Annotated in this window: 31 protein-coding genes; 3 read left to right on the top strand and 28 right to left on the bottom strand. The window is 54.7% G+C overall.

All coding sequences use genetic code 11. The annotated features are described in order from the left end of the window. Positions 1 to 31: 31 nt before the first annotated feature. The 26 genes from nikR to FEK50_RS14485 form a co-directional block, all read right to left on the bottom strand. Entirely contained in the window at positions 32 to 433 is a 402-nt protein-coding gene (gene nikR, locus FEK50_RS14610) for a nickel-responsive transcriptional regulator NikR (protein WP_001190062.1), read from the bottom strand. 4 nt (positions 434 to 437) lie between these two features. After that, positions 438 to 1,244: a nickel import ATP-binding protein NikE gene (nikE, locus tag FEK50_RS14605; RefSeq protein ID WP_131161878.1), complete on the bottom strand. Its 807-nt coding sequence runs from the start codon at positions 1,242 to 1,244 to the stop codon at positions 438 to 440. Then, positions 1,241 to 2,005: a nickel import ATP-binding protein NikD gene (gene nikD, locus FEK50_RS14600; protein ID WP_131161877.1), complete on the bottom strand. Its 765-nt coding sequence runs from the start codon at positions 2,003 to 2,005 to the stop codon at positions 1,241 to 1,243. Before nikD ends, nikE begins: the two co-directional genes overlap by 4 nt. After that, positions 2,005 to 2,838 carry a nickel ABC transporter permease subunit NikC gene (nikC, locus tag FEK50_RS14595; RefSeq protein WP_001008963.1) on the bottom strand — a complete coding sequence of 278 codons (834 nt, stop codon included), beginning with the start codon at positions 2,836 to 2,838 and terminating at the stop codon, positions 2,005 to 2,007. Before nikC ends, nikD begins: the two co-directional genes overlap by 1 nt. Further along, positions 2,835 to 3,779: a nickel ABC transporter permease subunit NikB gene (gene nikB / locus FEK50_RS14590; RefSeq protein ID WP_000947068.1), complete on the bottom strand. Its 945-nt coding sequence runs from the start codon at positions 3,777 to 3,779 to the stop codon at positions 2,835 to 2,837. Before nikB ends, nikC begins: the two co-directional genes overlap by 4 nt. Then, positions 3,779 to 5,353 (bottom strand): nickel ABC transporter substrate-binding protein, encoded by a 1,575-nt coding sequence (gene nikA, locus FEK50_RS14585; RefSeq protein WP_131161876.1) that lies wholly within the window; start codon positions 5,351 to 5,353, stop codon positions 3,779 to 3,781. The genes nikB and nikA overlap by 1 nt, the downstream gene beginning before the upstream one ends. Before the next feature lie 110 nt (positions 5,354 to 5,463). Further along, positions 5,464 to 6,051, bottom strand: coding sequence for a 4'-phosphopantetheinyl transferase AcpT (gene acpT, locus FEK50_RS14580; protein ID WP_130209127.1), 588 nt, complete (start codon positions 6,049 to 6,051; stop codon positions 5,464 to 5,466). A gap of 1 nt (position 6,052) precedes the next feature. After that, positions 6,053 to 7,282, bottom strand: coding sequence for a beta-ketoacyl-ACP synthase (locus FEK50_RS14575; RefSeq protein WP_000198469.1), 1,230 nt, complete (start codon positions 7,280 to 7,282; stop codon positions 6,053 to 6,055). After that, positions 7,279 to 8,010: a 3-ketoacyl-ACP reductase FabG2 gene (locus FEK50_RS14570; protein WP_000091660.1), complete on the bottom strand. Its 732-nt coding sequence runs from the start codon at positions 8,008 to 8,010 to the stop codon at positions 7,279 to 7,281. Before FEK50_RS14570 ends, FEK50_RS14575 begins: the two co-directional genes overlap by 4 nt. Continuing rightward, positions 8,010 to 8,474 (bottom strand): 3-hydroxy-fatty acyl-ACP dehydratase, encoded by a 465-nt coding sequence (locus FEK50_RS14565; protein ID WP_131161875.1) that lies wholly within the window; start codon positions 8,472 to 8,474, stop codon positions 8,010 to 8,012. Before FEK50_RS14565 ends, FEK50_RS14570 begins: the two co-directional genes overlap by 1 nt. Further along, entirely contained in the window at positions 8,471 to 9,640 is a 1,170-nt protein-coding gene (locus FEK50_RS14560; protein ID WP_131161874.1) for a beta-ketoacyl-[acyl-carrier-protein] synthase family protein, read from the bottom strand. The genes FEK50_RS14565 and FEK50_RS14560 overlap by 4 nt, the downstream gene beginning before the upstream one ends. 1 nt (position 9,641) lies before the next feature. Then, entirely contained in the window at positions 9,642 to 10,226 is a 585-nt protein-coding gene (locus FEK50_RS14555; RefSeq protein WP_000595149.1) for a DUF3261 domain-containing protein, read from the bottom strand. Further along, a complete protein-coding gene (locus FEK50_RS14550; protein ID WP_131161873.1) occupies positions 10,223 to 12,541 on the bottom strand; it encodes an MMPL family transporter in 2,319 nt (772 codons plus the stop codon). Before FEK50_RS14550 ends, FEK50_RS14555 begins: the two co-directional genes overlap by 4 nt. After that, positions 12,510 to 13,115, bottom strand: a complete 606-nt coding sequence (locus tag FEK50_RS14545; RefSeq protein WP_130260977.1) for an outer membrane lipoprotein carrier protein LolA — start codon at positions 13,113 to 13,115, stop codon at positions 12,510 to 12,512. Before FEK50_RS14545 ends, FEK50_RS14550 begins: the two co-directional genes overlap by 32 nt. Next, positions 13,112 to 13,534: a thioesterase family protein gene (locus tag FEK50_RS14540; RefSeq protein ID WP_131161872.1), complete on the bottom strand. Its 423-nt coding sequence runs from the start codon at positions 13,532 to 13,534 to the stop codon at positions 13,112 to 13,114. The genes FEK50_RS14545 and FEK50_RS14540 overlap by 4 nt, the downstream gene beginning before the upstream one ends. Positions 13,535 to 13,537: 3 nt before the next feature. After that, positions 13,538 to 15,214, bottom strand: coding sequence for a glycosyltransferase (locus FEK50_RS14535; protein WP_131161871.1), 1,677 nt, complete (start codon positions 15,212 to 15,214; stop codon positions 13,538 to 13,540). Then, the gene (locus FEK50_RS14530; protein ID WP_131161870.1) at positions 15,205 to 15,558 is read right to left on the bottom strand and encodes a 3-hydroxyacyl-ACP dehydratase FabZ family protein; all 354 of its coding nucleotides are present in this window, start codon (positions 15,556 to 15,558) and stop codon (positions 15,205 to 15,207) included. Before FEK50_RS14530 ends, FEK50_RS14535 begins: the two co-directional genes overlap by 10 nt. Continuing rightward, positions 15,545 to 16,906 (bottom strand): acyl-CoA synthetase, encoded by a 1,362-nt coding sequence (locus FEK50_RS14525; RefSeq protein ID WP_131161869.1) that lies wholly within the window; start codon positions 16,904 to 16,906, stop codon positions 15,545 to 15,547. The genes FEK50_RS14530 and FEK50_RS14525 overlap by 14 nt, the downstream gene beginning before the upstream one ends. Further along, positions 16,903 to 17,484 (bottom strand): hypothetical protein, encoded by a 582-nt coding sequence (locus FEK50_RS14520; protein WP_131161868.1) that lies wholly within the window; start codon positions 17,482 to 17,484, stop codon positions 16,903 to 16,905. The genes FEK50_RS14525 and FEK50_RS14520 overlap by 4 nt, the downstream gene beginning before the upstream one ends. A gap of 4 nt (positions 17,485 to 17,488) precedes the next feature. Then, positions 17,489 to 17,740: an acyl carrier protein gene (locus tag FEK50_RS14515; protein WP_000139646.1), complete on the bottom strand. Its 252-nt coding sequence runs from the start codon at positions 17,738 to 17,740 to the stop codon at positions 17,489 to 17,491. Between the two features lie 11 nt (positions 17,741 to 17,751). After that, positions 17,752 to 18,009, bottom strand: coding sequence for a phosphopantetheine-binding protein (locus FEK50_RS14510; protein WP_047643688.1), 258 nt, complete (start codon positions 18,007 to 18,009; stop codon positions 17,752 to 17,754). Continuing rightward, positions 17,984 to 18,805, bottom strand: coding sequence for a lysophospholipid acyltransferase family protein (locus FEK50_RS14505; RefSeq protein ID WP_131161867.1), 822 nt, complete (start codon positions 18,803 to 18,805; stop codon positions 17,984 to 17,986). Before FEK50_RS14505 ends, FEK50_RS14510 begins: the two co-directional genes overlap by 26 nt. Next, positions 18,793 to 19,524 carry a beta-ketoacyl synthase chain length factor gene (locus FEK50_RS14500; RefSeq protein ID WP_131161866.1) on the bottom strand — a complete coding sequence of 244 codons (732 nt, stop codon included), beginning with the start codon at positions 19,522 to 19,524 and terminating at the stop codon, positions 18,793 to 18,795. The genes FEK50_RS14505 and FEK50_RS14500 overlap by 13 nt, the downstream gene beginning before the upstream one ends. A gap of 40 nt (positions 19,525 to 19,564) precedes the next feature. Further along, entirely contained in the window at positions 19,565 to 20,623 is a 1,059-nt protein-coding gene (locus FEK50_RS14495; protein WP_131161865.1) for a methyltransferase, read from the bottom strand. A 68-nt stretch (positions 20,624 to 20,691) separates the two neighbouring features. Continuing rightward, positions 20,692 to 21,069 carry a hypothetical protein gene (locus FEK50_RS14490; RefSeq protein WP_130209208.1) on the bottom strand — a complete coding sequence of 126 codons (378 nt, stop codon included), beginning with the start codon at positions 21,067 to 21,069 and terminating at the stop codon, positions 20,692 to 20,694. Positions 21,070 to 21,462: 393 nt separating this feature from the next. After that, positions 21,463 to 22,512, bottom strand: a complete 1,050-nt coding sequence (locus tag FEK50_RS14485; RefSeq protein WP_130209100.1) for an AI-2E family transporter — start codon at positions 22,510 to 22,512, stop codon at positions 21,463 to 21,465. 98 nt (positions 22,513 to 22,610) lie between these two features. Between FEK50_RS14485 and FEK50_RS14480 the strand changes: the two genes are divergently transcribed. Then, complete coding sequence (locus FEK50_RS14480) at positions 22,611 to 23,861, top strand: MFS transporter (protein WP_131161864.1); 1,251 nt, start codon at positions 22,611 to 22,613, stop codon at positions 23,859 to 23,861. 3 nt (positions 23,862 to 23,864) lie between these two features. Here FEK50_RS14480 and dcrB read toward each other — a convergent pair whose 3' ends face one another. Next, a complete protein-coding gene (gene dcrB / locus FEK50_RS14475; protein WP_130209096.1) occupies positions 23,865 to 24,422 on the bottom strand; it encodes a phage sensitivity protein DcrB in 558 nt (185 codons plus the stop codon). Positions 24,423 to 24,494: 72 nt separating this feature from the next. Then, positions 24,495 to 25,160, bottom strand: coding sequence for a 7-cyano-7-deazaguanine/7-aminomethyl-7-deazaguanine transporter (locus FEK50_RS14470; RefSeq protein WP_130209094.1), 666 nt, complete (start codon positions 25,158 to 25,160; stop codon positions 24,495 to 24,497). A 221-nt stretch (positions 25,161 to 25,381) separates the two neighbouring features. On the opposite strand from FEK50_RS14470, the gene tusA reads away from it, so the two are divergent. Together tusA and FEK50_RS14460 are read left to right on the top strand one after the other, a co-directional pair. After that, the gene (tusA, locus tag FEK50_RS14465; RefSeq protein WP_000130623.1) at positions 25,382 to 25,627 is read left to right on the top strand and encodes a sulfurtransferase TusA; all 246 of its coding nucleotides are present in this window, start codon (positions 25,382 to 25,384) and stop codon (positions 25,625 to 25,627) included. Positions 25,628 to 25,841: 214 nt separating this feature from the next. Continuing rightward, positions 25,842 to 26,150, top strand: a complete 309-nt coding sequence (locus tag FEK50_RS14460; protein ID WP_131161863.1) for a hypothetical protein — start codon at positions 25,842 to 25,844, stop codon at positions 26,148 to 26,150. Positions 26,151 to 26,153 lie beyond the last annotated feature (3 nt).

Genomic DNA, 26,153 nt, shown 5'->3' with positions numbered 1-26,153 from the left:
ATATCTTTTCTTTCCTCGTTTTAGAAATAACTCAATCTTCCTTCGGTAAGCACTGCAAATGCCCGTGCCGCACGCCGCGTTGGGCGATAACGTCATCGGCAAAATGCTGCACGTCGCCCATGTCACCTTTCAGCACGGCAATTTCCAGACAGTCGTCGTGATTAATGTGCACATGCAGCGTGGCGACCGAGAGATCGTGGTGGTGATGCTGCGTGGAGACAATACGGCTGGCTAAGTCGCGTTTTTCGTGTTCATACACATACGACAGCACCGCGAAACCTTGTGTGCCGTGCTGCTGGGTAGCTTCCTGCGCCAGGGCGCTGCGCAGAATATCGCGGATAGCTTCGGAACGGTTGTTATAACCACGACGCTGGCTCAGGCTGTCCAGCGTCTCCAGTAAATCGTCATCAAGTGTGATAGTGACTCGTTGCATTGACTTAAACCTTTTCTGCGGCGCGACGGCGCACGGGGAATGCGGGTAATACCGCGTTTTGTAGCACACGTCCGGCGTCAGAGGAAAAGGTTAATTTATCTCCCACCACCTGGGTTTCGACGATTTGTCCGTTGTCCATCACCATCACCCGCTGACAGAAGCGTTCTACAAGACGTAAGTCGTGGGTGATGAACAGGCAGGCGGTGCCAAACTGTTGTTGTAGCTTTTTCAGCAGGCGAATGACGCCCGCCTGTAACACGAGATCAAGGTTAGAAACGGCTTCATCCAGAATCAGCAGTTTCGGTTCGACCGCCAGCGCGCGCGCCAGGCAGACGCGCTGGAGCTGGCCGCCGCTTAACTGCGGTGGGCGTTTGTCGAGCACGCTGTCGTCAAGATCGACCGCCTTCAGCATTTCGCTGGCGCGCGCCAGTTGTTCGGATTTTTTCAGCGATAGCAGGTGGCGCATCGGTTCACGCAGGATCTCGCGCACGGTTTTGCGCGGATTCACGGCGCTGATGGAGTCCTGAAACACCATTTGAATATCACGGCGGAACGCTTTACGTTGCGCGCGATTGAGCTTTGCCAACGGTTCGCCGCGCCAGCTAATATTCCCTTGTGAGGGAGACTCTAAGCCTACCAGCAGCCGCGCGAGAGTGCTTTTTCCGCAGCCGCTGCGCCCCAGCAGAGCGACGGTTTCGCCGCTTTTCAGGGTCAGGGAAACGTTATTCAGCACCGCCTGATGCTGGTGCTTACCGCTGAATCCACCGTGCGCATAGTGATGGGAAAGGTCGCAGACGTTAAGTAAAGTCATGATGCCAACTCCATACCGTAGAGGGCGAGATGAGCGGAAACCAGGCTGCGCGTCACCGCATGTTTGGGAGCGTTAAACAGCGTTTCTACATCGCCCTGTTCGACAATCTTACCGTGCGACATCACCGCCACGTCATCCGCCAGGCGCGCCACCACGCCCATATCATGGGTGACCAGCAGCATTCCCGGTGCTTGTTTTTGCATAATGCTTTCCAGCAGATCGAGAATGCGGGCCTGCGCCACCACGTCAAGGTCAGTGGTAGGTTCATCGGCGATGATAAATGGTGATTCACACAGCACCGCCATCGCAATCATCATGCGCTGCAACATGCCGCCGCTCATCTCGAACGGGTACAGCTTCAGCACGCGTGCGGCGTTTTCCAGCCCCACCGCTTCTATGGCTGCGGTAAGCGTGGCGTCGTCGGCGGGTTTCCCCTGCGCCAGGCAGGTTTCTCGCGCGTGAGTGTGCATGGTGTGTAGCGGATTAAAGGCGCTGCGCGGGTTCTGCATGATGGTGGCAATTTTGATGCCGCGCAGGGCGCAGGGAGAAACCGGTTTGCCATCGGCTAAAATTTCCCCCGCCGTCTGGCAAACGCCAGCGGGCAGAATGCCCAGCGCTGCGGCGCAGGTCAGTGATTTTCCGCTGCCGCTGCCGCCGACTAACGCCAGCACGCGCCCGCGTTGCAGGGTTAACGATACACCGTGCACCAGCGGCTGCACGGCCTGTAGCGCGATATTACGTAGTTCAATCTGTTGCGGCATTAGTGTGCGTGCTCCGTCACCAGATGAGGATCCAGATGATCGCGCAGTGCGTCACCCACCAGGTTAAAGGCCATCACGCTGATAAACAGCGCCAGCCCCGGCCAGAACATTTGCAGCGGCTGGGTCCAGATATACTGGCGCGCGTCGTTAATCATCACGCCCCATTCGGCGGTCGGCGCGGTCACGCCGAGGCCGAGGAAGGACATCCCCGCGACGTGCAGCATCATATGGCCGATATCCAGCGTTGCCAGCACCAGCAGCGAGGGGATCACCGCACCTGCCAGATGATCAACAAACACCCGCACATGGCCCGCACCAGAAAGCCGTGACGCCAGCACAAACTCGCGCTGGCGCAGTGAAATCACCAGGCTGCGCACCATGCGTGCATACCACGCCCAGTGCGACAGGGCGATGGCGATAATCACGTTGGTCAGCCCGGTGCCGAGCACGCCAACCATAAAGAACGACAGAATCGAAGTCGGGAAGGTCATAAACATATCGGCGACGCGCATGGTGGCCTGATCAACGCGCCCGCCAATCAGTCCGGCGCTGCCGCCAATAACCAGCCCTAATGTCAGCACCAGCAGCAGGCAGGCCATTACCGAACCGAGCGACACGCGGGTCGCTGCCATCAGCCGCGAGAAAATATCGCGCCCTAAATGATCGGTGCCCAGCCAGTGCTGCGCATCCGGTGAAAGCAGGCGCGAAGGCAAATCAATCGCCTGGGGGTCATACGGCAGCCACCACTGGCTGGTGAGCGCAATCAGCGCCAGCAGGGCGATAATGATCAGCGCCAGGCGAACCGACCAGCGGGAAGAGAGGAAAAAGTTCACGCGTGCGCTCCTTCATGACGACGAATGCGCGGGTCCAGCGCGGCGTTGAGCAAATCAACAATCAAATTACAGACCACAAAAACCACCACCATCATCAGCGTAAAGCACTGAATAACCGGATAGTCACGGTTAAAAATCGCCGACACCGCATAGCGCCCGACGCCCGGCCAGGCAAAGATGTTTTCGATAATCATCGTCCCGCCGATCAGTTCGCCGATGTGCATCCCCACTGCGGTGATCATCGGCAGCGACGCATTGCGCAGAATATGGCGGCGTTCGGTCTGTTTGTCGTTCAAACCGCGCAGTCGCGCCCAGGTCACATGACGCTGACCGGCAACGTCCAGCATACTGGCGCGCAGCAGCCGCGCGTTAATCGCCAGCGACATAAAGGCGATGGAAACCGCAGGCAAAATGATATGCTGCCAGCCGCCGTAGCCCATCGCAGGTAGCCATTGCAGATACACCGAAAACGCCATCACCAGTAAAAACGCCAGCCAGAAGTTAGGCATCGACACGCCGAGAAACGCGATGAAACGGACGGCGAAATCGGGCAAGCGATCGCGGTGGCGCGCCGCCCAGATACCGAGCGGCACGGAGGTGAGCAGAATTAATACCAGCGCCGCACCCGCCAGTTCCAGCGTGGCGGGCAGGAAGTTCAGCATATCGTCCAGCACCGGGCGTTGGCTGGCGAATGAGATACCGAAATCGAGATGCAGCGCCTTCCATAGCCAGGTGCCGTATTGCACGTACAGCGGCTGATCCAGCCCCAGCATGGTGCGGGTAGAGGCCAGCATCTCCGGTGTCGGCGGCAGGTTAGACAGACGCAGATAATCGAGCGCCGGGTCGCCGGTGCCGAGGCGCAGCATCAGAAAAATGATCACCGAGGCGGCGAGCACCATCGGGATCAGCAGCAGAAAGCGGCGTAATACGTAACGCAACATTAAGGTTTCACCGGTTTAATCTGTTCGAACGGAATTTCGGTGGCGATCGGCGCGTAGGGGATGTTACCCAGCTCCGGTTTTGATACCACCATCATTGAGATGTAACTGATAGGCAGATAAACCGCCTCGTCATGCAGACGGGTCAGAATGTCGCGATACAGCGTCTGACGTTGCGTTTCGTCATGGGTCGCCAGCACTTCGCCGATCTCTTTATCAATCAGCGGTTTGTCGGCTAATCCTTGCTGTGCCTGGAAGTCAGCATGCGACGGTACGCGCATTGAACTCAGGAAGGCGTGTGGATCGTATGGCGCGCCCCAGGTGCGGTGGAAAATCATGCCAAAACGACCGTCGCGCTGACGAGCATAGATACTGCTCTCTTCTTCGCCAATCAGCGAGACATCTGCGCCAATCAGGCGCATATCAGCCTGAATGATTTCCGCCATCGATTTGCTTAACGCATCGGTACCGATGAACGACAGTTCAATGCGCAGCGGCTGACCGTTTTTCTCGCGGATGTCTTTGCCCGCAGGTAGCGTCCAGCCTGCTTTTTCCAGCAACTCTTTCGCTTTCTGCGGATCGTACTGGCGCGGTTTCAGGCCGAGGTTGGCGTAGGGTACAGAAGGGGCAAACAGAGTGTCTGCGACCTGCTGGGTGCCATACAACGCGTTATCAATCAGCGATTTTTTGTTTACCGCGTAATTGAGAGCTTCACGTACTGCCAGCTCGTTGGTGGGGGCTTTGGCGGTATTAAGTGCCAGCATCACGGTTTCGATCGGCTGTGACAGTTGGGTATGGTAAGCCGGATTCTGGCTAAAGCGGGCGAAGGTATCGAGCGGTAATAACCCTTCGTTTCCGTACAGCAGGTCGATATCGCCAGTTTCAAACGCCACCGCGCGGGTAGTCGGGTCCGGGATCACGTTAAACGTGATCTTTTTAATCGCCGGCTTTTCGCCCCAGTAGTTTTCGTTTCGGACGAAGACATCGTACTGATTCAGTTTCGATTCCTGCAAAACCCACGGCCCGGTGCCAATCGGCGCTTTAATCCCGTTCATGGTTTCATGGTTTTTAAACTGCGAGGGGGCGATAAAGCGGAAAGGGCGGGGCAGGGCCAGTTCTTGCAGGAAAGGATAGTAGGCGCTTTTCAGGGTGATTTGCAGCTCGTTTTTACTGAGTGCTTTGACATCAACAATCTGGTTTGCCAGCTCCAGCCAGGCGTGACGTTGACGGTTATCGAGCACTGCGCGGAAGTTTTCTGCCGCCGCCTCTGCATCAAACGGTTCGCCGTTAGAGAATTTCACGCCATCACGCAGAGTGAAGGTCCAGGTTTTGCCATCTTCCGAATGGGTCCAGCTTGTTGCCAGCCACGGGATCACCGAACCATCAGCCTGATATTTCACCAATGGTTCATAAACCATGCTCTGGGCGAACATCTGATTAGGCGTGTAAAGGTGTGGGTTTAGTGGCCCGACATTCACCGGCCAGGCGGTGGTGATTTCATCTGGCGCAGCGGCATGAACGATAAAAGACGCACAAGCCAGCAGCGCAAATAGAGTGCGGCGGAGTGTGGAGAGCATGGTAACCCCAATGGATTAAAATAGATGGCGGAAATCAGTATGACGATTTTAAGTATTCGTCATACTGATTACCTGTTCTGGATCAAGAGATAGGCAGTCGGACGGGCGGATCAGTTAACTGAATCGATCCATTGCACACTGTCAGCGGTGAGCGTAAAGGGGGTAGGGGTGCAGATTGCCAGGCTTAAATTGTCGAGCTGGCAATGGCTGACTGACAGCGATGACTGATAGGTGCTGTCTACGCTGACGATTTGCCAGGCGCTGCCACCACGCTGTTTAACGATGGCTTCTTTGCGCGTCCAGATGCGCCAGAACATTTCCAGTTGCTGATCAGGATGCACGGCGTCCATCTCAGCGTGTTCCCCGAGGCTGAACACGGCGTTCGCCAGCCAGCGCCAGTTGGCGCGCGGGCGAATCACTTCGATATCGCAGCCGACTTCGCCTTCATCGCTCAACAGCAGGGCGATATCGTCACCGCTATGGCTTAAGTTGAACCATAGCGGCGTTTCCGGCGCGAATGCAGGTTTGCCTTGTTCGCCATAGATGATCTCCGGTAGCGGGGAAAGCGTGTGCGAAAGCAATGCACGCCCCGCCAGCCAGCGTTCGCGTCGTGGACCTTGCGGTGCTTGATCGTGTAAAGCCGGTGGCAGTGGAGCTGCGCTTAAGGTCGAAACTTTCCCCAGAACTATCCGATACATATCAGGGCCAACGTTTAATGATGATGGATGTATTAATGCCGCCAAAGGCAAAGTTGTTACTCTGCAAAAACTCACAATCAACCTTGCGGGCTTCATGCATGATGTAATCCAGCGCGCCACAATTCGGGTCTGGTTTATTCAGGTTTAGCGTAGGAGCAAACCAGCCTTCGCGCATCATTTGCAGACTCATCCAGGCTTCGAGCGCGCCACAGGCACCAAGCGTATGACCAAAATAACTTTTCAGCGAGGAGAGCGGCACATTATCACCGTAAATGGTTGCTGTCGCCAGACTTTCTGCCATATCACCACGATCGGTCGCCGTGCCATGCGCTGAAATATAGCCGATATCTTGTGCGCTTAACCCGGCGATTTTCAGCGATTGCTCCATACAATACTGCATGGTCTCACGCTGTGGCTGGGTGATATGCGCGGCGTCGCAGTTAGTCGCAAAGCCGACGATTTCACCGTAAATGGTCGCGCCGCGCGCTTTGGCGTGCTCCAGTTCTTCGAGGATGAGCGTCCCTGCGCCTTCACCAATCACCAGCCCGTCGCGGTTTTCATCGAACGGTGAAGGTGTGGTTTTCGGCGCATCATTGTGCTGGCTGGTGGCGAAAAGCGTATCAAATACCGCTGCTTCTGAAGGACATAACTCTTCGGCACCACCAGCAACCATCACCGTTTGATAACCGTGGCGAATGGCTTCCCACGCATAACCGATCGCCTGGCTGCCGGAGGTACAAGCGCTGGAGGTTGGGATCACCCGCCCGCGCAGGCCGAAAAAGAGGCCAGTATTAACGGCGGTGGTGTGCGGCATCATCTGCACATAGGTGGTGCCAGTGATGTTATTGGTGTGCTTTTCCGTCAGCATGGTGGCAAATTCGCTCACCGGACCGGTACTGCCGGTCGATGAACCGTACGCAATGCCCGTTTCGCCGCTGGTTAATATCGGATCGCCAATCAACCCTGCCTGCTCTAACGCCAGCTCGCTGGCGCGGGTCGACATTTGCGACACGCGGCCCATCGCACGGATACGCTTGCGGGTGTAGTGCTCCGGCAGCGTGAAATCATCAATAGGCGCGCCAAGCAGGGTGTGCAGGCCATCGTAGACCTGCCACTCCGGCATTTTGCGCACCGCGTTTTCATACGCCAGTAAGCGTGCAGAAACGTCCTGCCAGTTTTCACCAAAGGCAGTCACGCCGCCCATTCCTGTAATCACTACGCGACGTGTCATAACATCCCTCCGTTGATGGAAATAACCTGGCGGGTGACGTAACCCGCAATATCAGACATTAAATAGCTGGCAAGCCCGGCAACTTCTTCCGCCTGGCCCATGCGTTTCATTGGGATCATCGACATTGCCTCTTTCAGGGCGCTCTCTTCCATTTCGATCATCCCGGTATCAATAAGTCCCGGCGCGATGCAGTTGACGGTGATTTTGCGCTTCGCGAGTTCGATAGCCAGTGCTTTTGTTGCGCCGATAATTCCGGCTTTGGCAGCGCTGTAATTCACCTGGCCGCGATTGCCCATTACGCCGGAAACCGAGGACAGCGTGATGATGCGTCCGCCCTGGCGCGCACCGATCATCGGCATAATGCACGGCTGAATGACGTTGTAGAAACTGTCGAGATTGGTGTGGATCACCGCATCCCAGTCGTCATCGCTTAAAGCCGGAAAAGCGGCGTCGCGGGCGATCCCGGCGTTACTGACTACGCCGTACCAGGCGCCGTGTTGCGCGATCTCGTGCTCCAGCACTTCCCTACATTGTTCGCGGTTTGCGACGTCGAAACTGAGCAAACGCCCGTTACCACCGTTGGCGACAATGGCATTCAGCGTTTCCTGAGCGCCTGCGGCGTCACGGTGATAGTGAACGCCAATGTTAAAGCCGTCTGCCGCCAGTTGGCAGGCGATGGCGCGACCAATGCCTTTGCTGGCACCAGTAACCAGAACTGAACGACTCATCAGGACGCTCCTTGTTGAAACAGGGTGGTAAGTTCTTCCGCGGTCGGCTGGAAGGTGTTAATGCGGCCCGTCGCCTCGCCGTCGTTGATGCTGCACTCAAAACTGCCGAAGCGATCGTCTTGCATCAGCAGTTTGACGGTAATGGTCAGTGTCTGGCCTGTGAGCAGAATGCCAGTGGTGCAAAGCAATTCACGCGCGCCCAGTACCATCCCTAACTCAATACTGTTTTTACCCTGCTGGTGGCGATGCCAGCCAGACCAGACGCCGACGGTTTGCGCCATCAGTTCAAGGGCAAACCAGCCAGGGAGATTGCCGTCCGGGTCGAGAAACGGTGCCAGTACGCCACTGGGCGAGACTGTTACGCGGCACACCGCGCTGTCATCGCTGACGCTCACCACTTCTTCCAGCAGTAACATGGGCGCGTCGTGGGGCAGATAAGCGCCGGGTGATAAATAGTGGCTCACGAAACCCTCCCGAGCAGAATGCTGGCGTTATTGCCGCCAAAGGCGAAGGAATTGGACAGGATCACCGGACGTGCCAGCGGCTGCGGTTGTTCGATAATGCCACACGGTGGCAGCCTGGGATCGCGCGGCGACAGGCTGAAGTCCTGAGCGGGCAGCGGTAAATCACGCTGTAAGATCAACATGCTGATTGCCGCCTCGGTAATGCCCGCCGCGCCCAGCGTGTGTCCGGTCAAATGTTTGGTGGAGCTGCAAGGTACGCGTTCGCCAAACAGGGCGTTAACCACCATTGATTCAATCTGATCGTTGAGTTGTGTGGCGGTGCCGTGCAGGTTGATATAGCCGACGTCATCTGGCGTAAGCTGCGCATCGGTCAGCACCTGATTAATAGCGCGGATCGCCCCTTCGCCCTGCGGATGCGGGGCCGAAATATGGTAAGCGTCGCTTGATTCACCAACGCCCAGCAACGCGATGGGCTGCGGTTCGCGGGTTAATAACATCAGCCCCGCCCCTTCGCCAATGGTAATACCCGCGCGGTCACGACCAAACGGCTGACATAAGGTTGGCGAGAGCGATTCGAGGCTGTGAAAACCGTTAATCGGCATTCGGCTCAGGGTATCTGCGCCACCCACAATGGCGGCATCGACCAGCCCCGCTTCGATAAGTCTGCGCCCGCTGATCATCGCTCTGGCACTGGAGGAGCAGGCGGTTGAAAGGGTATAGGCCGGGCCGTCGAGCGCCAGCCAGTGGCTGAGAAAACGCGACGGATCGCCGAGTTCCTGTTGTGCATAGTGCCACGTGGTGCTCGGCTGTCCGTTGGTGCGCAGCTTAACGTGCGTGTCGCCTTCATGCAGGCCGGAGGTGCTGGTGCCAAGCACAATCGCGATGCGCTCGCGGCCATATTTCGCGATAGCGTCATCAACCTGCGGCTGGATCTGCGCCAGCGCCGCCAGCAGGATCTGATTGTTGCGCGAGCGGTGCGCAGCGAATTTTTCCGGGATAAGCGGAAGCTCGCCATCCACGCCAGCCAGGACTGCCTGCGGATGGCCCTGCAACCAGCCTGCGCGTGGGCGCATTCCGGGAGCGGCACCGCGAGTCAGGTTGGTCGCGATTTCGTCAAGGTTATTTCCCAGGGCGTTGATCATGCCGACGGCGGAAATATAAATCATATCAGTCACCTAAGTATTGAATGGTGATGTGGTATTTAAAGACATGCTGCTCAATGCTGATTGGCACGCGTTTGCCCTTGCGATTCAGATAGGTGATTTCCGTGACCAGTTTGCCGCTGGCGTTACGTAGCTCGCGTTTGTCGCCGTTGTCGCGAAGCGTCCAGCCAGTGGGAAGTTGCGGCTGCCAGGCGCTAATCGGCCAGTGGCTGAGCATTACGTCAGCCAGTACCTGACTTGCGGGCGGTAACTGTGGGACGACGATGGATTGCTCGGCGCGTAGCCCTTGCGCATCGTAGGTCACCAGAAACAGGCGAATGCCGACCGACGACAGCCCGGCAAGGGTGATTTTCTGGTCGTCGGCGTTAAGCATCACTAGCAGCGACTGGGTTTTGCCGTTGAAGCTTCCGGTCAATAGTTGTTGGGAATTGACGGCGGGTGAAATCCCCGGCGCAGGCAGCGTGATGCGTGTGCCAGGTTGCAGCCACGCTTGCGGGCGGCCTTCCTGTTCCGGTTGCGAGTGGCTACAGCCGGTGAGGATAAGCGTAGCGGTCAGGGCGAACGCTCGCCAGAAGGTAGGTTTGATCATTTTTTTGTTCTCTTTTTATCGGGCATAGCCAGCGGCGAAAGCAGGAAGGCAGTGAAAATACCGCTCACCAGCACAATGCCAAAACTGCTGATGGCCTGGGTGGTGCTGAATACCAGCATACCCAGCGTCAGCAAGGTGGTGAGCATTGCCAGCGTGATCGCCAGTAGTGAAGTTAACGGTGTACCGCGCGGATTACTGAAAAACAGCGTGTAGTTGATGCCGATGCCAAGCACCAGCACCAGCGCCAGTAGCGAAAAGAGATTCACCGCCTGCCCGCTCATCGCCAGCACCGCCAGACCGCAGCCCAGCGAAAGTACCGAAGGCACCAGGCTGATAAGCCCTTTGCGCCAGCCGAGGCGGGCCACTGCGCCGCAGGCAATCACTGCCAGCGCCACCAGCAACAAGCCGGTTAAGACGTAGCGGTAAAGTGCGAACAATTCATCAAAGGTACTTTTGCGATCAACCCAGGCAATGCCGCCAGGGTAATAGCTGGCGATTTCCTGCAACAACTCGCTACTTTTAACCCCTTCAACCGGCACCAGTACGCCGCTTGCGCCGTTTTCCAGCGTCAACCACAGCAGACGCCAGCCTTCACTGGCGGGGCTTGCCAGCCATTCATCGACCTTCACTGGCATGGCGTTGAGATCTGGTTTCACCGCCGTCAGCCCGGCATTTTGCAGTGCTTTCGTTACTGTCGGGGCAGCCGTTTTCAGCAGATGTAAATCTTCCTTCTGCCGCGCCAGGGAGTTCAGCGGAATAGTGCGGTAGTTGCTGATAAGGCCGTCTTTTTTCGCTTTCTCCAGCGAGGTGGTAAATGTCTCCAGTCGTCCCAAGGTTTGCTGTGGGGAGTCGCCGTAAACTACAAACCATTTTTGATCGACGCTTTGTCCGGTCAGGGCGGTAATGGCTTTTTCCTGCGCCAGAATATGCTGCGGCAGCGCCTGTAACTGCGAGATATCGTCATCGACGCGCAGTATTGACATCCCTGCCAGCGAAAATAGCGCCAGCGCGACGGGCAGACCCCGCGACAGTTTTTTATTACGCCGCCACGCTGCCAGCCAGCGCAGCATCAGCGCCATCGCCGGAACCGGACGCACCGGCAGGCCACGGCACAGCCACGGATGCCAGAACAGGACGGTCAGGCAGGAGGCGCTCAACCCGACGGCGGCAAAAATCGCCATCTGGCGAATACCGGGGAAGGGGGCGAGCATCATAATCAGATATGCCGCCACGGTGGTGAGCAGCGCCAGAAGCAGGGCATTACGCACTTTCGCCAGGCTTTGCCACGGCGAAACGTCGTTGCCGTGCACCATCCGTTCGGTGAGGTAATAGAGCGTGTAGTCAGCGGAAATGCCGATAACGCTCATGCTCATCACCAGCGTCATCAGGTGTAATTCACCGAAAATCAACAAGGTGGCGACCGTTCCCGCCAGCGCGCCGATGCCGATGGAAATCACGCAGAGCAGCAACGGACGTAAAGAGCGGAACACCGCCACAATCAGCAATATCACCCCCAGCAGCGTTGCCACGCCCAGGGTGGAGATGTCCTGCTTCGCCTGTTGGCTGGCGTAATCGCTGTAAAACACCGTGCCGCGCGAGAGCAACTGCGCTTGCGGGTAACGCGTTTTCAGATCCTTTTCCAGCGTATTCAGGGTCGTGATGAGCAGGTGGGTTTGCTGCATATCAAACGACGATCCCGCCAGTTCTCCGTGCAGCAGATACCAGTAGTTGCCCTGGGGATCCTGCGTCACCAGCCAGCCGTCCATCAGTCGTAAACGCTGGCCGTTTTTCGCCATCGCCAGCTGCGAGCCGCGCATTAACATCAGCGGATCGTTTTGCAGCTCCTTGCCGCTTACCCCGGAGAACGCAGAATAAAGCTGGGAGAGGATCCACTGCGCCTGCGCTTCGCCGCCGTTTTGCAGGCGGACGCGAGTGTCGGGGTCAATCAGGCCGTTGCGGTGCTGCCAGAAAAATGCTCCCCACGCCTGCTGGCTGGCGGCATCCATTGGCCCTTTAACGTCGCCGAGCGCAGCGGATTTTTGCAGCAGCGTCAGCCACTCCTGAGCCACCCTGGGATTAGCCTCTTTACCGGGGCTGACCAGCCACACCAGTTGGCGGTCCAGACGCTGCATAAAGCCGTCATTCAGCGCTGGGGGAATATCGCCCATCGCCTGTTTGGGTAACATTGCCAGCACGCTACTGTTCAGCCGTGATTGCGGCAGCAGAATCAGCAACGCCGCCGCCATGACCAGGCAGACGATCCCCCATAACAGCGCGGGGCGTTTACTGGGCGGCAAAACGTTGGCGTTCGTCATCGGTCAGTTGCGCTGGCGTCAGTTGATGTTGGGTAAGAGCGATATCGGTGCGATCGCCCTGTTTATCATTAAGCTGAATGCTCTCCAGATAGGTTTGCCCGGCGAGATCGATGGTGTTGAAAATTTTATCCAGCGGCGTGGTGGTTGGGGTCAGGCGCAGCGTCCAGCGGCCTTCGCCTTTGTCAGCAAATTCGACGCGGAAGTTTTGTTCCAGCACTTTGCGATCGGCCTGGAACAGCGCGCGCAGCAGGTGGTTAAACTGGAACATCTGCGGGTTATTTTCTGCCGTGATGATTTGCGGCGGCTGACCGTTGATCACCTGCACCATGCGTTTATCGTCCAGCAATAGCTGCATGGAGAACGGTGAGGTTTGATCCCACAATAACCCATGGTCGCGGGCGATCAACATCTGGCCCTGAGATCGCAGCGGCTGCGGCAGATCTTTAATCGTCCTGGTTTGATCGAAATGGGCGCGGATCACCGGCTGTTCGGTAAAGCGTTGCTGAAGATCGTCCAGGGTCAGGGCGCTGACAAACGGGCTAATCAGCATCGCCAGCAGCGGCAAAAATTTCATGGTTTGACTCCCATGCGTTCAAACAGAATATCGGGGCTGACAAAGCACAGTTCGCGGCTTTGCTCGTCGACCGCGACCTGAATGGTGTATCCGGTGGTGGCGCGTTTACCCGTTTCGGCATCGAAAATCTGATAGGCAATCCGCAGACGGTTTTCGAACTCTTCGATATGCGCACGCACGCGGATGCGTTGCTCAAAGGTGAGGGCGTGGCGATATTTCACCCGCGCATCGACCACTGGCCACAAATAACCTGACTCTTTCATCTGCCGATAGCCGTAATTGAACTGGTTGAGCAGCGCCTCGCGGGCCACTTCAAAGTAGCGAAAATAGTTACCGTGCCAGGCCACGCCCATCATATCGACGTCGTGAAAGGGAATGGTCAGCTCGACTTCAGCGGTAAATCGGGGATCGTTAAGCACCCTTTACTCCTTGTCCTGAATTTCCGGCAGTTGCCAGAAATCGAAAAAATTAAACCAGTCGAGGGGCGACTGGAGCGCGTAATGTTCCAGACGCGCGGCGTAGTGGTCGATAGCGTTTTGCAGCGCCTGCTGGCGTTCGCCACGCGGCAGCTGCAGTGGGTCGGCAAAGGTTTCGCAGTGAATATGCAGCTTGCCGTGCTGGCGTAGGGCGAAAATCAGATTCACCGGGCAGCGCAAAATAGAGGCGAGAATAAACGGCCCCTGTGGAAAGGGCGCAGGCTGGCCCATAAACGGACTCCAGCAGACGCGCCAGTCGCCGCCGCGTTGCGGGTTGACGGCGATGCGGTCACCGACAATCGCCACCCATTCGCCGTTATCCAGCTTCTCTTTCAGCAGGATGGCGGTTTCCGGGCCGATATCTGTTACCGGGAGCAGGTTGATGCCAGCCTGCGGGGCCATCTCCTGCATTATCTGTTTAAAGCGTTGGGCGTTTTCACTAAACACCAGCGCGTTAATGGTTTTGTAGCCCTGAATTTTTGCCAGCGCCCGGCACACTTCTACATCGCCAAGATGCGAGGCCAGCAGCAATTTGCCGCGCGGATCGCGGACGTCAAGCGCCGCTTCTGCGCCTGGCGCAAACAGCACATCGCGCCCCAGTTGCAGCTCGCCGCGCCAACTGGCGATTTTGTCGAGCATGGCGTTGCCGAAACGTAAAAAGTGCTGGTAGCTGTTGAGTTTTGCTGCCTGTGGTTGATGCTGGCGCACACGGGCGAGCCAGTCTTGCGATGCTTTACGCGCACGGGAGGCGGTGAGCCAGTAGACGCCCACTACCGGGTAAAGCAGCGCGCTAAACGCCGTTCTTCCCAGCAGACGCCAGACCAGCAGCATCAGGCGCATTCCCCATAATCCTTTCACTTCACTCTGCCGCGCCCAGTGGCTGGAAGAGCGGCGCATTAACAGCGAAGGAATACGCGGCAACATGCCGAAAAACAGACGCGTGTGCATGAGCGAGATGCGGACGTTATCTTTCAGGGCATCAAAATGCGAAAGCCCGTCCAGCGGATAGGTGACGCGGGTCGGCACGAAATAACTGGTATTTCCCTGCCAGTAGAGGCGCACCATCACTTCGGTGTCGAAATCCATCCGCTTGCCGATGGTGGCGTGTTTTGCCAGTTGCAGCGTTGGCGCAACCGGATAAACGCGAAAGCCGCACATGCTGTCTTTCAGTTGCAGGGAGAGCGTTTCGATCCATACCCAGACGTGGGTGACCCAGCGCCCGTACAGCCGTGAGCGGGGGATGGATTCATCGTAAATCGGCTGGCCGGAGATCAGCGCCGCAGGGTGCTGTTCGGCAAGTGCCAGCAGTTTGGGGATATCTTCAATCGCGTGCTGGCCGTCAGCATCCACCTGTACCGCATGGCTGAACCCTGCGTCTGCCGCCGCCTGTAAGCCGCGCATCACCGCCGCGCCTTTACCTGCGTTTTCTGCCAGGCGAATTAAGGTCACGCCAGGCTGTTCGCTAACCAGCTTATCCAGTTGCTGTTGCGTGGCGGCATCGCTGCCGTCATCCACCACAATACAGGGCAGATTAAATGGCTTAAGACGCGCCAGCACGCCCGGCATCATTGCGCCGTGGTTGTAGCAGGGGATCAACACGCAGGGAGAAAAGTTTACCGACATAGGCGGATCTTCCCGCTACTGGCGGTGTGGCGGGCGTCACCGTCGTGACGCTGATAGCTAAAGCTCAGAATCTGGCGATCTTCCTGCCAGTTAAGCGTGAGCGTGACGCGGTTTTCCGGCTGCAACGGAGACTGAAATTTTATGTTCTGAATGGAGTGAAAACGCCAGCCGGGCGCGAGCAGAGTGAGCGCGTAGCTCATCGCCCAGTCGATTTGCGCCACGCCAGGGAGTAATGGTTGCACGGCAAAATGACCGCGAAACCAGAACAGATCTGCCCTGAGATGCAAAACAATCTCAAGGTGATTCGCTTGTGCCTGATGGCGCTCGATTTCATGGGGCTTCATGAAATAACTCCTGTAATTGCGCATAGACACGCTTGTTCATACTGTTTACTGGCATTTCATCAATAACGCGCCAGTAACGCGGAATGGCAACTGGCTCCAGCGTCGGGCGCAGTAATCGCCGCCAGGTCATTTCCTGGCTATGCCCGCCACCGTTCTGCCATTGCAGATGAGCTTCGTCATCCAGCACCAGCAAAACGCCAATGCACTGACGCCCGCCGCGCGTAACGGGAACTGCCGCCACCTCGCGAATACCGTCCAGCGCCAGCAGACGCTGTTCCACTTCCTGCAGAGAAATACGTTTTTCTTCAATCTTAACGATGCGCCCACGACGCCCCATCAGATGGAACTGGCCGTCTTCGCTAAACTGCAAGATATCGTCGAGTAACAGGCCGTTATCATCCGCCATCAGCGGTGAAAAGAGGCGAAAAACATCACCTTCGACCTGGAACTGCATACCTGGGAAAGGCAGCCAGCGGCGTTGCTCCTGTTCGCGGTAACGCCAGGCGATGACGCCGGTTTCCGTGCTGCCGTAGATTTCATCAGGCCAGACGCGCAGCCAGCTCGCGGTGTGTTGTACGTCCTGCCACGGTAGCTCACCACCAGCAGAGAGAAGCACCTGAACAGGCGGCGGGGATAGCTGAGCATCCAGACGCTTCAAAAATGCCGGGCTGCTGATGAAGATATAGCGATGCTGGTGACTCAACGCGGCAAACTGTTCGACATACCAGAGCATGGCGGCATGCAGGGGTATTCCCAGCGCCATTGGCAGGAAAATGCGAAAAGTCAGGCCATACAAATGCTGCGGCAATACGGAACCGACCACCCGACAACCCGCCAGACGTGCGCCTAATCGTTCAGCCAGCAGTTCTGCTTCACGGTCCAGCAAATGAACAGGTTTAATCACCCGCTTCGGCTGTCCCGTGGAACCAGAGGTAAATAGCTCGATATAAGCGTCTGGCGCTATAGCAGCAAAGGTGAATGATTGTGGCGCGACTTGTGGGGAACTTGCTACCAACAGCAATGAACCTTGCCAGTTAAGTTCGCTGTCGCTAAGCACACCATCGAACAGTTCACGTTGCTCATTAAGCTGGATGACGCGGTTATGCCCCGGAAGCACCGGCGTTTTTCCGGCGTGTAGCGTGGCGAGCAGGGCAACGATAAACAGATAGCTGTTCTCAAAGCATAGCGCCCAGCGTTTCCCGGGCTGTTGCTGTAAACGGCAGATAAGTTGCGCGACATCGTGACGCAAATCGCCCAGCGTCCAGGTGCTTTCGTCCAGCCACGCAATGGGCGTGTCATCAGGGCGTGGCGCAGTCAGCCAGCGTGCAAGCGGTAAGGTCTGCTTCATGAGCGATCTCTTTTCATCACCTGACGGCGCACCAGCCATTCACCAGCCATTAATGTTCCCATCAACAAATAAGCAATCATGCCGTTCCAGGCAGTCCATAACGACATATCGCCATGCAGCGCGGTAAAAAGGGCAATTCCGCCGTTGATGATGAAAAAGCCGCACCAGATTTGCGTGACGTGGCGGGTATAGTGCACGCCCTTTTCTGGAAGGTCTGGCTTCTGCAAACGCGCCAACCGCTCAACTATCGGCATTGCCGACCACAGCGAACCGCCAAAAACCGCCAGCATTACCGTATTAACCACTACCGGGTAAAACAGCAGTAGCTGGTGCGTTTTCAACAGAAAGCTGGCGACACACAAGGCGATGCCTACGACAGCGACGATTTGTGTGACGGCTTGTAGTGGCCCCGCCTGGCGACGGGTCTGGCGCAGGCGCAACAAAAGCAGCAGCGCCATCAGCGGCAACAGCCAATGCAGGCCGTTATGTGCCAAACCAAGCCAAATCACAAACGGCCAGGCGAGCAGCAATAATCCGGTCAGCAGCTTAATAATCGGTAGCGAGCGAATGCCCGACATCAGATCAGGCTTCTTGTAGCAGGCGTTCTACGGCCTCTACGACATCCTGGACTGTACGCACTGCTTTAAACTCTTCCGGCTTGATTTTCTTACCGGTTTTCTTTTGCAGGTGCACAATCATGTCAACGGCGTCGATGCTGTCCAGTTCCAGATCTTCGTACAGGCGCGCTTCAGGTTTGATGTCCTGCGGATCGATTTCAAACAGCTTGACCAGCAGGGCTGAGACTTCCTGATAGACGGTTTGTTGTTCTGTCATGATGGCTTTCCTCAGGCGCGTTGCGCAGCAATGAAAGAGGCCAGAGTGGCGACGGAGAAAAAGTGCTGACGCATCTCTTCACTTTCCGCGGAAAGTACAACGCCATATTCATTTTTCACTGCCAGCCCCAGTTCCAGGGCATCGATGGAATCCAGCCCTAAACCGTCGCCGAACAGCGGCGCATCGGTATCGATATCATCAGGAGTCAACTCGTCCAGATTGAGGGTGCTGATGATGAGATTTTTAATTTCCAGATAAAGCGCTTGCATTATTTATTCCTGAGAGAGGTAAACAACCTTGTTGTAATTGAAGCAAAAGATGCCGGTTTAACCGCCTTGCTGCCAGCGCCGGTTCTTGTGAAGTTGCATCGTAAAATTTATTGATTTCTACCCGCCCACGGACTTCAACCGTAAAAAACGGCCTGGCAGGCGGAACGTCATACCATTTACTTTGTTTATCCAGCAGATGCTCGCTACAGCCGATCGTCACGATGCGTAAATCGCTGGCACAGCGCACGGCAATATTCGCTGCCCCGCGCTGCAACGTCATTTTTTCACCAGGCTTCGTTCGCGTGCCTTCGGGGAAAATCAAGATAGTGTCGCCCTGTGCCAGTCGCTGTTGGCAACGGGGTAAGAGGGTTTCAGCTTCGCTGTTGATTAAATAATCTGCCGCCCGCACGACGCCGCCAAGAAAAGGATTTTTTAACAGCGCGCTTTTCACCAGGCAGTCAGTTTCTGGCATGACTGACGCCAGCAGTACGTAATCGATCAGCGTGGGATGATTGGCTACGACGAGGCAACCGCGTTCCTGACGTAAAATTTCAGCCCCATCAATCCGATAATCCAGCACGCCAAGCCCTTTTGCGACTGTTAAAAACAGACGAAAACTGGCGGCAATGCTGCGGCGCGCCACACGACGGCGGCGGGAAGTATCCCACACCAAAACTAACAATACGTTAAACCACACCACAGAGAGCAGTAGTCCGCCGAGGCCAAACAGGGCAAAACACAACCCGGTCATAACCAATCGCCATGCCCACTCCAGGCGCGACATCAGCTTACGCATCTGCGGCTCCAGCGCCATTGCACGCGCTCGCCATGCAGTGAAAATTTATTAGCGTTTTGTAAATAGTGCTGTAAAAACAACATGCTTTGCGGCAGTGATGTTTCATTGCCCGCAATGGCTGGCTGTGTTTCACATTGCCAGTCATCGCCAGCTTCAATCACCAGCGCGATGGCGTACGGCCAGGTCGGCATTTCTGCTGGCAGTTGTGGGTGATAGAACTCAGGCAGAAAGCCATCAAAATCGACCATCAACACGCGCTGGTATCCCGCTTGTAACAGGCTAAGCACTTCACATAAACCTTGCTGGAAACTGTCGCGACCAGCCGAAAGCGATGACGAAACGATCGGTTGTTTGGCCGCAATGGTCAGGTTACCCACGGAAGAGTTGTGTACGGAGAGCGCGAAGTCTGTCGGAGAGAGTGCCTGTTCGGTTGCCAGTGCATGAACAATGCGGTAATTGCGTTCCAGTTCGCCATGACGACTGGTATACAAAACGGCGTCTATTTGATGGCGGCGTAGCATTGCCAGACCGCACTCCACGGCCAGTTTACTGCCAGAACTGAGACGGCGGGCGGTCATCATTGGCAATTCGCATAATTTTGCCAACGGTGCCGCAGGGTCAACCGCCCAAGGCTGGCGCGACCATGCTTGCCATTGCTGGACTTCGCTAAGTCCAGGCGCCAGTGCCTTCCAGTCGGTAATATTTAATGTAAATTTCATCAACGCGCGCCCGCGGTAAACCAAAATTATTAAGTGACGATTATTTCTTTTGGCATATCAATAATGTATGCCCAACGCCTAAATTATCGTGGCGCTCTGCTACCTGAAATCCTGCTTTATTCAGATAGTCGTAAAATTTCTCTGCGCTATAGAAACGACTGTTACCGTTTGCCATGCAGGTGAAATAAAGTGAGGAGGCATTCAGGCTAAACGATGCCGCTTCAAACCGCTGCGCATCCCAGAACAACTCCATAATGCAAAGTTTTGCGCCGGGCTTCATTACGCTGGCAACTTTGCTGAGTATGCTAATTATTTGTTCGGGTGAAAAACAGTCTAAAAATTGACTCATCCACCAGATATCAGCCTCGCCCGGTAACGGCGCATCGCTTAGCATATCCACAGCATGGAAATCTATACGATCAGAAAAGCCTGCATTCGCGATATTTTCTTTGGCGAGCACGATTTGTTGTGGCAGATCTAATAACGTAACGGTGATGTTTTCGTTGTATTTACAGCAGCGCAAAGCCCACTTACCGGTATTGCCGCCTACATCGTACAAGGTTGTGGGGTTGTTGGCGAATACATAAGGCAGTGCGGCGTTAAATGCGCCATCTGAATAGTAATGATCAAACGCGAACCAGCTTTCACGGGCGGCGTCAGGTAATTGTGAAAGTGCCGGATATATCGTCGGCCAGTCGCCAAATACTTTTAACCCGGAAGGTTTGCCTTCATTGAGTGAATCGGCGAGGAAGAATAGCCCCTGATAACAGACATCCTGGGTGAAATCCATATTCACGCGCGTCATGGTGTCATGCAGGAGGTAATGACCGATTTTCGCCAGGTAATAAATTCCCTCTTTGCAGGTAATAATTCGCCCGCTTAAGCCCATATCTAACAGAACGCTGGCAGCATATTCGTTGATATGACTATTTTCGGTGATATCAGCCAGCGTTGCGCCATCTTTGCCTTGCCGATCCAGATAAGAAAGTACACCCGCATTACGCAGGCAGAGAGCTGTTTGAAAAAGCATGGGGGCAAAGGCAATGCGTTGAGCTTCGGTAATCGCATCCAGTGCGCTAAGAGAATCCTGTTCGTACATGTTGGGCACAACCTGTTAAGAGGGAATTAAATTATTATCGGACCGAAGCGGCCCGACTTTAGGGGAAATTACAAATCTGCGCCAGCCGACAAATTCAGTTGAATATCTTTGTCGAGATTGCGGACCCAGCGATTATAGTTTTTATGAATTTGTCCGCCTGATGCTTGCAGGTTCTGACTATTTTCATAATTGATATCGTAGCTGGATGCCGTGTAGTTAATGCGAATTTCTGCTGAATGATCGCGTGATTGTTGACGTGCTTTAATTACACCTTGTCCGGCTTCGGACATAATCCATTTGCGTTCAACGCCAGCTTTCAGAATCGCTTTTTTAACTTGATCCTGGGTATGACCGGCGCTGACGGTTGAGTGGACTTGATCAATTGGTGCAGTACGCGCACAACCCGCTAAAGCGCCGACAACAGCAATAGCAGCAAACCATTTCATGTAGTGTTTCATTAAAGCCCCATTAAAGTATTGTTTTTACGAGTAAAGCAGGATTTAACTGTAATTGCTGGTATCACTATTCTTTATTTAGCGAAAAATTTACTTATGAGATAAGTCAGTAAGTGCACATCAGAACAAATCATTTTGAGATGACTAAATTACTGCCAGCGGGGACCAACTATAAGTGAGTGAGAAAAATGAGGCAATAAAAATAACACAATATAATCAGTGCGTTCTCTGGGATGGGAATTTAATGATTATTCGGTGTTTATATATATTTGACTTAAGGAGTGGTTTTTAGAAATTAATTTTCTGAATAATATTGCATCATTTTCTCGAATCAAATGGCCACCGTTAGATAAACGGTGGCCATTGTCTGATCAGGGTGCGCTATTACCCCGGTAACCGACTTTTCGGTCTGCCTGGCCCCAGTAAAATCGCCAGTTTGCTACCGCCTTTCGTGGTTTCCATCCAGATTTTACAGACGCTGGTTAATGGCACCGAAAGTAGCATCCCTACCGGACCGAGCAGCCATCCCCAAACCAACAACGAAAGAAATACCACCATGGTGGACATCCCCAGGCGATGGCCCATCATCCGTGGTTCTAAAATATTGCCGATGACCATATGGACAACTAAAAACAATGCGCCGACCAGAATACATTCGTAAACACCATTAAACAGCAGCACCTGAATCATTGGCGGTACGGCGGAAATTACCGCGCCGATATTGGGGACGTAGTTGAGTAAAAAAGCCAGTACCGCCCACATCAGCGCAAACTGCACGCCCATCAGCGCCAGCCCCAGCCAGACGATAACGCCCGTCCATAAACTTAGCAGCGTTTTTAATGCCAGATAATGCGAAACGCCTTTTAATGCGCGGTGTAATCCGGCGATGTGAATCTGTGGGTTATTCAACGCAAAGCGCATTTTGTAAGGGACGTGGCGTACTTCAAACAGCATAAAAACAACGGTCATCACCAGCAGAAGTACGCTCGCCATGGCCCCGGAAAGCCCGGTCATTAAAGCGGTGGTGAAGGTAACCACTTTTTCTGAATCCATCCGCTGCAACATTCGTTCCGGCGACATATGCAAATTAAGAAAAGGCAGCATCTCCTGCAATTTAAAAAGCTTGCGCGTCAGCTCCTTATTAAACTTCGGCAGCATAGAGATGAATTCGTTAAACGATGCCGCCAGCACACCGACCAGCGCAGTAAGCGCAATCAACATCACTACGACCACAATCGTAATGGCAACGGGACGCTGAACTCCGCGACGAATAAACCAGGTCACCAGTGGATTGAGGACGATGGCGAAAAACAGCGCCAGTAACAATTGCACAATGATATCTGCCGCTGCGTGAATACCTGCGAGGATTACTACCAGTGAAGCCAGCTTGAGTAGAATGTGCATGCCCGTTTTATCGGGTTGAGATGTTTCCATTGGGGCTTCCTTATGACTTTTTGTATTAAGTGTAGCGGGAGTCACGCCAGCAATATTCTGATTCTTCTTGCTGATTTACACGCCACCACGTGGTAAAAATGAAACACTGTTGTAAAAATGTGGTGCTTCTCATGCCCGTACCTGTTGCCGAACCGGCGCTTAACGGAATGCGTCTGAATTTGCGCATTGTCTCCATTGTCATGTTTAACTTCGCCAGCTATCTGACCATTGGGTTACCGCTCGCCGTGCTACCGGGCTATGTCCATGATGTGATGGGCTTTAGCGCCTTCTGGGCGGGGTTGGTTATCAGCCTGCAATATTTCGCCACGTTGCTGAGTCGTCCTCATGCCGGGCGTTATGCTGATTTGCTGGGGCCAAAAAAGATTGTCGTCTTCGGTTTGTGCGGCTGCTTTTTGAGCGGGCTGGGTTATCTGGTGGCAGGGTTAACCGCCAGTCTGCCAATTATCAGTCTGTTATTACTTTGCCTGGGGCGCGTGATTCTTGGTATTGGGCAAAGTTTTGCCGGAACGGGGTCGACACTGTGGGGCGTTGGCGTGGTCGGTTCGCTGCATATCGGGCGAGTGATTTCGTGGAATGGTATTGTCACTTACGGGGCGATGGCGATGGGCGCGCCGTTAGGTGTGGTGTTTTATCACTGGGGCGGTTTGCAGGCGTTAGCATTAATCATTATGGGCGTGGCGCTGGTGGCTATTTTGTTGGCAATACCGCGTCCGACGGTGAAAGCCAGTAAAGGCAAACCTTTGCCGTTTCGCGCGGTGCTTGGGCGCGTCTGGCTGTACGGTATGGCGCTGGCGTTGGCTTCCGCTGGGTTTGGCGTTATCGCCACTTTTATCACGCTGTTTTATGACGCTAAAGGCTGGGACGGTGCGGCCTTCGCGCTGACGTTGTTTAGCTGTGCGTTTGTTGGAACGCGATTGTTATTCCCTAACGGCATAAACCGCATTGGTGGCTTAAACGTGGCGATGCTCTGCTTTAGCGTTGAGATAATCGGCCTGCTGCTGGTTGGCGTGGCGACTATGCCGTGGATGGCGAAAATCGGCGTCTTACTGGCGGGAGCGGGCTTTTCGCTGGTGTTCCCGGCATTGGGCGTAGTGGCGGTCAAAGCGGTGCCGCAGCGGAATCAGGGGGCGGCGCTGGCAACCTACACCGTATTTATGGATTTATCGCTTGGCGTGACCGGACCACTGGCAGGGCTGGTGATGAGTTGGGCGGGCGTACCGGTGATTTATCTGGCGGCGGCGGGGCTGGTCGCAATCGCGTTATTGCTGACGTGGCGATTAAAAAAACGGCCTCCGGTGGAAGCACCTGAGGCCGTTTCGTCATCTTAAAACTTACTGAATAACCAGCGTGTTAATGATGTTTTCTGCGGTAGTCTGCGCTTTTTGCTGATCGTCAGCAGGCAGTGTGATTTGCATGGTCAGCAGTTGGTTGCCTACGTTACCCAGAATGACGGAAGAGTACGCCGTCTGGCCTTTAGCAGAGATAACGCTGTCTAACTGCTGCATTTTGTGACCTTTCAGCTCAATGGCTTTGTTGGTCACCACTTGCAGCTGTGGATCGCGGCTACGTTGCTGATCTTCCAGACGCTTCGCCAGCACAGCCAGGTCTTCTTTCGGATCATCGCCCATAATAACAATCACCGCTTTCTGCCCGGTGGCGTCGGACCAGACGTGCATGTTATTGGCCTGTGTTCCCAGCTTACCGCTCTGGTCGGTCATATCCGCTGGCAGCGAGAAGCTTAACTTGCCATCAAGCAGGTTGACGGGATTCGCGGTAGCGTTACTTTCCGCGACTGTACCTTCCGCTGTAGCGTTAGTGTCTTTATCATCACAGGCCGCAAGCCCCATAACCAGCAGGCCAATTCCGACATATTTAACCAGATTGCGCATTGACATCTTCCTTTCGATAAACGGCCATAACGGCTCATTCATCCATCTTATCACAAGTCTGATAACGAACCTTTAACTGGCCTGCAAAGCGTTGATTTCGGATTTATCTGCCAGTCTTTTCAATAGCATATTGAGTAATACGCCATACATTGGCAGGAAAAAAACGATGCTGATTAACACTTTGAAACAGTAATCAACCAGCGCGATTTCCATCCAGTGTTCGGCCATAAAGGCATCCGGACTACGCCAGAAAGCAATGAAGAAGAAGGCCAGTGTGTCACTGACGTTACCGAACAGTGTGGACGCCGTCGGTGCCAGCCACCAGCGGCGATTCTGGCGCAGGCGGTTAAATACATGCACGTCGAGGATCTGCCCCAGTGCGTAGGCCATAAAACTGGCGGCAGCGATACGGGCGACAAACAGGTTGAAGTGGGCGAGAGCGCCGAATCCCTGCCATGAACCCATATAGAACAGCGACGAGATGACATAGGAGATCAATAACGCCGGGATCATCACTGCAAAGATGATACGACGGGCCAGCGGTGCGCCAAAAATACGCACGGTCAGGTCGGTAGCGAGAAAGATAAACGGAAAGCTAAACGCACCCCAGGTGGTGTGAAAACCAAAAATGGAGACCGGAAGCTGAACCAGATAGTTACTGGAGGTGATCACCAGCAGATGAAATAACGATAACCAGAACAACGCCTTATAGCGTTGAGTTTGTGAGGAAACGTTCATATTGTACCTTTTTGATTAACCATTGGGGTGAGGGAACCCAATACGTACGACACGCTATTTTACCTTGATTAAATAACGTTCTTACCCTTTTTTCGAGCCGCCGCATGATACTGCTTTACGTTGACAATGCAATGGCTAATTTTCACGCAATCGTTAACCTGGTTTGCTAACGGACATACAGAGCGTAAACTAGCGCCGTTTTTTTATGTGATGAGAAGAAAATGACCGATCTCTTTTCCAGCCCTGACCACACACTCGACGCGCTTGGCCTGCGCTGCCCGGAACCGGTGATGATGGTGCGCAAAACCGTGCGCAATATGCAGCCTGGCGAAACGTTACTGATTATCGCCGACGATCCGGCGACGACCCGAGATATTCCTGGGTTTTGTACCTTTATGGAACACGAACTGGTTGCTAAAGAGACGGATGGACTGCCTTATCGTTATTTGATTCGCAAATCGGGTTAAGGTGGAGCAGGCTAGCGGACCGATCGCGCTCAATTTTGCGGTTTGCAACGGGTTTGTAGGACGGATAAAACGTTCAAGCTGCATCTGGCGATACGGTGCGCAATGCCTGATGCGACGCTGTCGCGTCTTATCATGCCTACGAGTTCGATGCCTTATGTAGGCCGGATAAGGCGTTCACGCCGCATCCGGCACGCAAGCGTAATGGAATACAAAAATGGATTATTTAATTCCAGTTTGTCTGGCATTGCTGGGATTGCTGGCGATCTTCACTCCCAATTGGCTGATCCCTGTTTTTATCGTCGTGGGGGGATGGCTGGGGGTACTTGCCTGGGGTTGGCTCTGGCTAATGATTTTTTTACCTTTACTTAACGGTGTTGGGCTTGCTTATGCCCTGTGGTTGATGTTCAAAAGGCCATCATTAGCATCCCGCCTGGTTGCTGCATGCTGTGTTATCTCAGTCATTCTGATGTTAGCGCTATATTACGCTATTCTGACCATGCCGCCGTTCCCGCCTCAGCACTAAGCC

The organism is Escherichia sp. E2586 (assembly GCF_005781105.1).
In the GTDB taxonomy this organism is placed as follows: Bacteria; Pseudomonadota; Gammaproteobacteria; order Enterobacterales; family Enterobacteriaceae; genus Escherichia.
This window is presented reverse-complemented; position numbering and strand designations above follow the sequence as displayed.

Bases quoted from the DNA above. Each gene is read 5' to 3' on its own strand.
- FEK50_RS14530 (WP_131161870.1), bottom strand. From the start codon at position 15,558: ATGAAGCCCCATGAAATCGAGCGCCATCAGGCACAAGCGAATCACCTT.
- FEK50_RS14525 (WP_131161869.1), bottom strand. From the start codon at position 16,906: ATGAAGCAGACCTTACCGCTTGCACGCTGGCTGACTGCGCCACGCCCT.
- nikB (WP_000947068.1), bottom strand. From the start codon at position 3,779: ATGTTGCGTTACGTATTACGCCGCTTTCTGCTGCTGATCCCGATGGTG.
- FEK50_RS14500 (WP_131161866.1), bottom strand. From the start codon at position 19,524: ATGAAATTTACATTAAATATTACCGACTGGAAGGCACTGGCGCCTGGA.
- tusA (WP_000130623.1), top strand. From the start codon at position 25,382: ATGACCGATCTCTTTTCCAGCCCTGACCACACACTCGACGCGCTTGGC.
- FEK50_RS14520 (WP_131161868.1), bottom strand. From the start codon at position 17,484: ATGTCGGGCATTCGCTCGCTACCGATTATTAAGCTGCTGACCGGATTA.
- nikR (WP_001190062.1), bottom strand. From the start codon at position 433: ATGCAACGAGTCACTATCACACTTGATGACGATTTACTGGAGACGCTG.
- FEK50_RS14485 (WP_130209100.1), bottom strand. From the start codon at position 22,512: ATGGAAACATCTCAACCCGATAAAACGGGCATGCACATTCTACTCAAG.
- nikD (WP_131161877.1), bottom strand. From the start codon at position 2,005: ATGCCGCAACAGATTGAACTACGTAATATCGCGCTACAGGCCGTGCAG.
- FEK50_RS14510 (WP_047643688.1), bottom strand. From the start codon at position 18,009: ATGCAAGCGCTTTATCTGGAAATTAAAAATCTCATCATCAGCACCCTC.
- FEK50_RS14550 (WP_131161873.1), bottom strand. From the start codon at position 12,541: ATGACGAACGCCAACGTTTTGCCGCCCAGTAAACGCCCCGCGCTGTTA.
- FEK50_RS14470 (WP_130209094.1), bottom strand. From the start codon at position 25,160: ATGAACGTTTCCTCACAAACTCAACGCTATAAGGCGTTGTTCTGGTTA.
- FEK50_RS14555 (WP_000595149.1), bottom strand. From the start codon at position 10,226: ATGATCAAACCTACCTTCTGGCGAGCGTTCGCCCTGACCGCTACGCTT.
- FEK50_RS14570 (WP_000091660.1), bottom strand. From the start codon at position 8,010: ATGAGTCGTTCAGTTCTGGTTACTGGTGCCAGCAAAGGCATTGGTCGC.
- FEK50_RS14505 (WP_131161867.1), bottom strand. From the start codon at position 18,805: ATGCGTAAGCTGATGTCGCGCCTGGAGTGGGCATGGCGATTGGTTATG.
- FEK50_RS14515 (WP_000139646.1), bottom strand. From the start codon at position 17,740: ATGACAGAACAACAAACCGTCTATCAGGAAGTCTCAGCCCTGCTGGTC.
- FEK50_RS14535 (WP_131161871.1), bottom strand. From the start codon at position 15,214: ATGTCGGTAAACTTTTCTCCCTGCGTGTTGATCCCCTGCTACAACCAC.
- FEK50_RS14480 (WP_131161864.1), top strand. From the start codon at position 22,611: ATGAAACACTGTTGTAAAAATGTGGTGCTTCTCATGCCCGTACCTGTT.
- nikA (WP_131161876.1), bottom strand. From the start codon at position 5,353: ATGCTCTCCACACTCCGCCGCACTCTATTTGCGCTGCTGGCTTGTGCG.
- nikE (WP_131161878.1), bottom strand. From the start codon at position 1,244: ATGACTTTACTTAACGTCTGCGACCTTTCCCATCACTATGCGCACGGT.
- FEK50_RS14490 (WP_130209208.1), bottom strand. From the start codon at position 21,069: ATGAAATGGTTTGCTGCTATTGCTGTTGTCGGCGCTTTAGCGGGTTGT.
- FEK50_RS14575 (WP_000198469.1), bottom strand. From the start codon at position 7,282: ATGACACGTCGCGTAGTGATTACAGGAATGGGCGGCGTGACTGCCTTT.
- FEK50_RS14460 (WP_131161863.1), top strand. From the start codon at position 25,842: ATGGATTATTTAATTCCAGTTTGTCTGGCATTGCTGGGATTGCTGGCG.
- FEK50_RS14495 (WP_131161865.1), bottom strand. From the start codon at position 20,623: ATGTACGAACAGGATTCTCTTAGCGCACTGGATGCGATTACCGAAGCT.
- dcrB (WP_130209096.1), bottom strand. From the start codon at position 24,422: ATGCGCAATCTGGTTAAATATGTCGGAATTGGCCTGCTGGTTATGGGG.
- acpT (WP_130209127.1), bottom strand. From the start codon at position 6,051: ATGTATCGGATAGTTCTGGGGAAAGTTTCGACCTTAAGCGCAGCTCCA.
- FEK50_RS14560 (WP_131161874.1), bottom strand. From the start codon at position 9,640: ATGATTTATATTTCCGCCGTCGGCATGATCAACGCCCTGGGAAATAAC.
- FEK50_RS14545 (WP_130260977.1), bottom strand. From the start codon at position 13,115: ATGAAATTTTTGCCGCTGCTGGCGATGCTGATTAGCCCGTTTGTCAGC.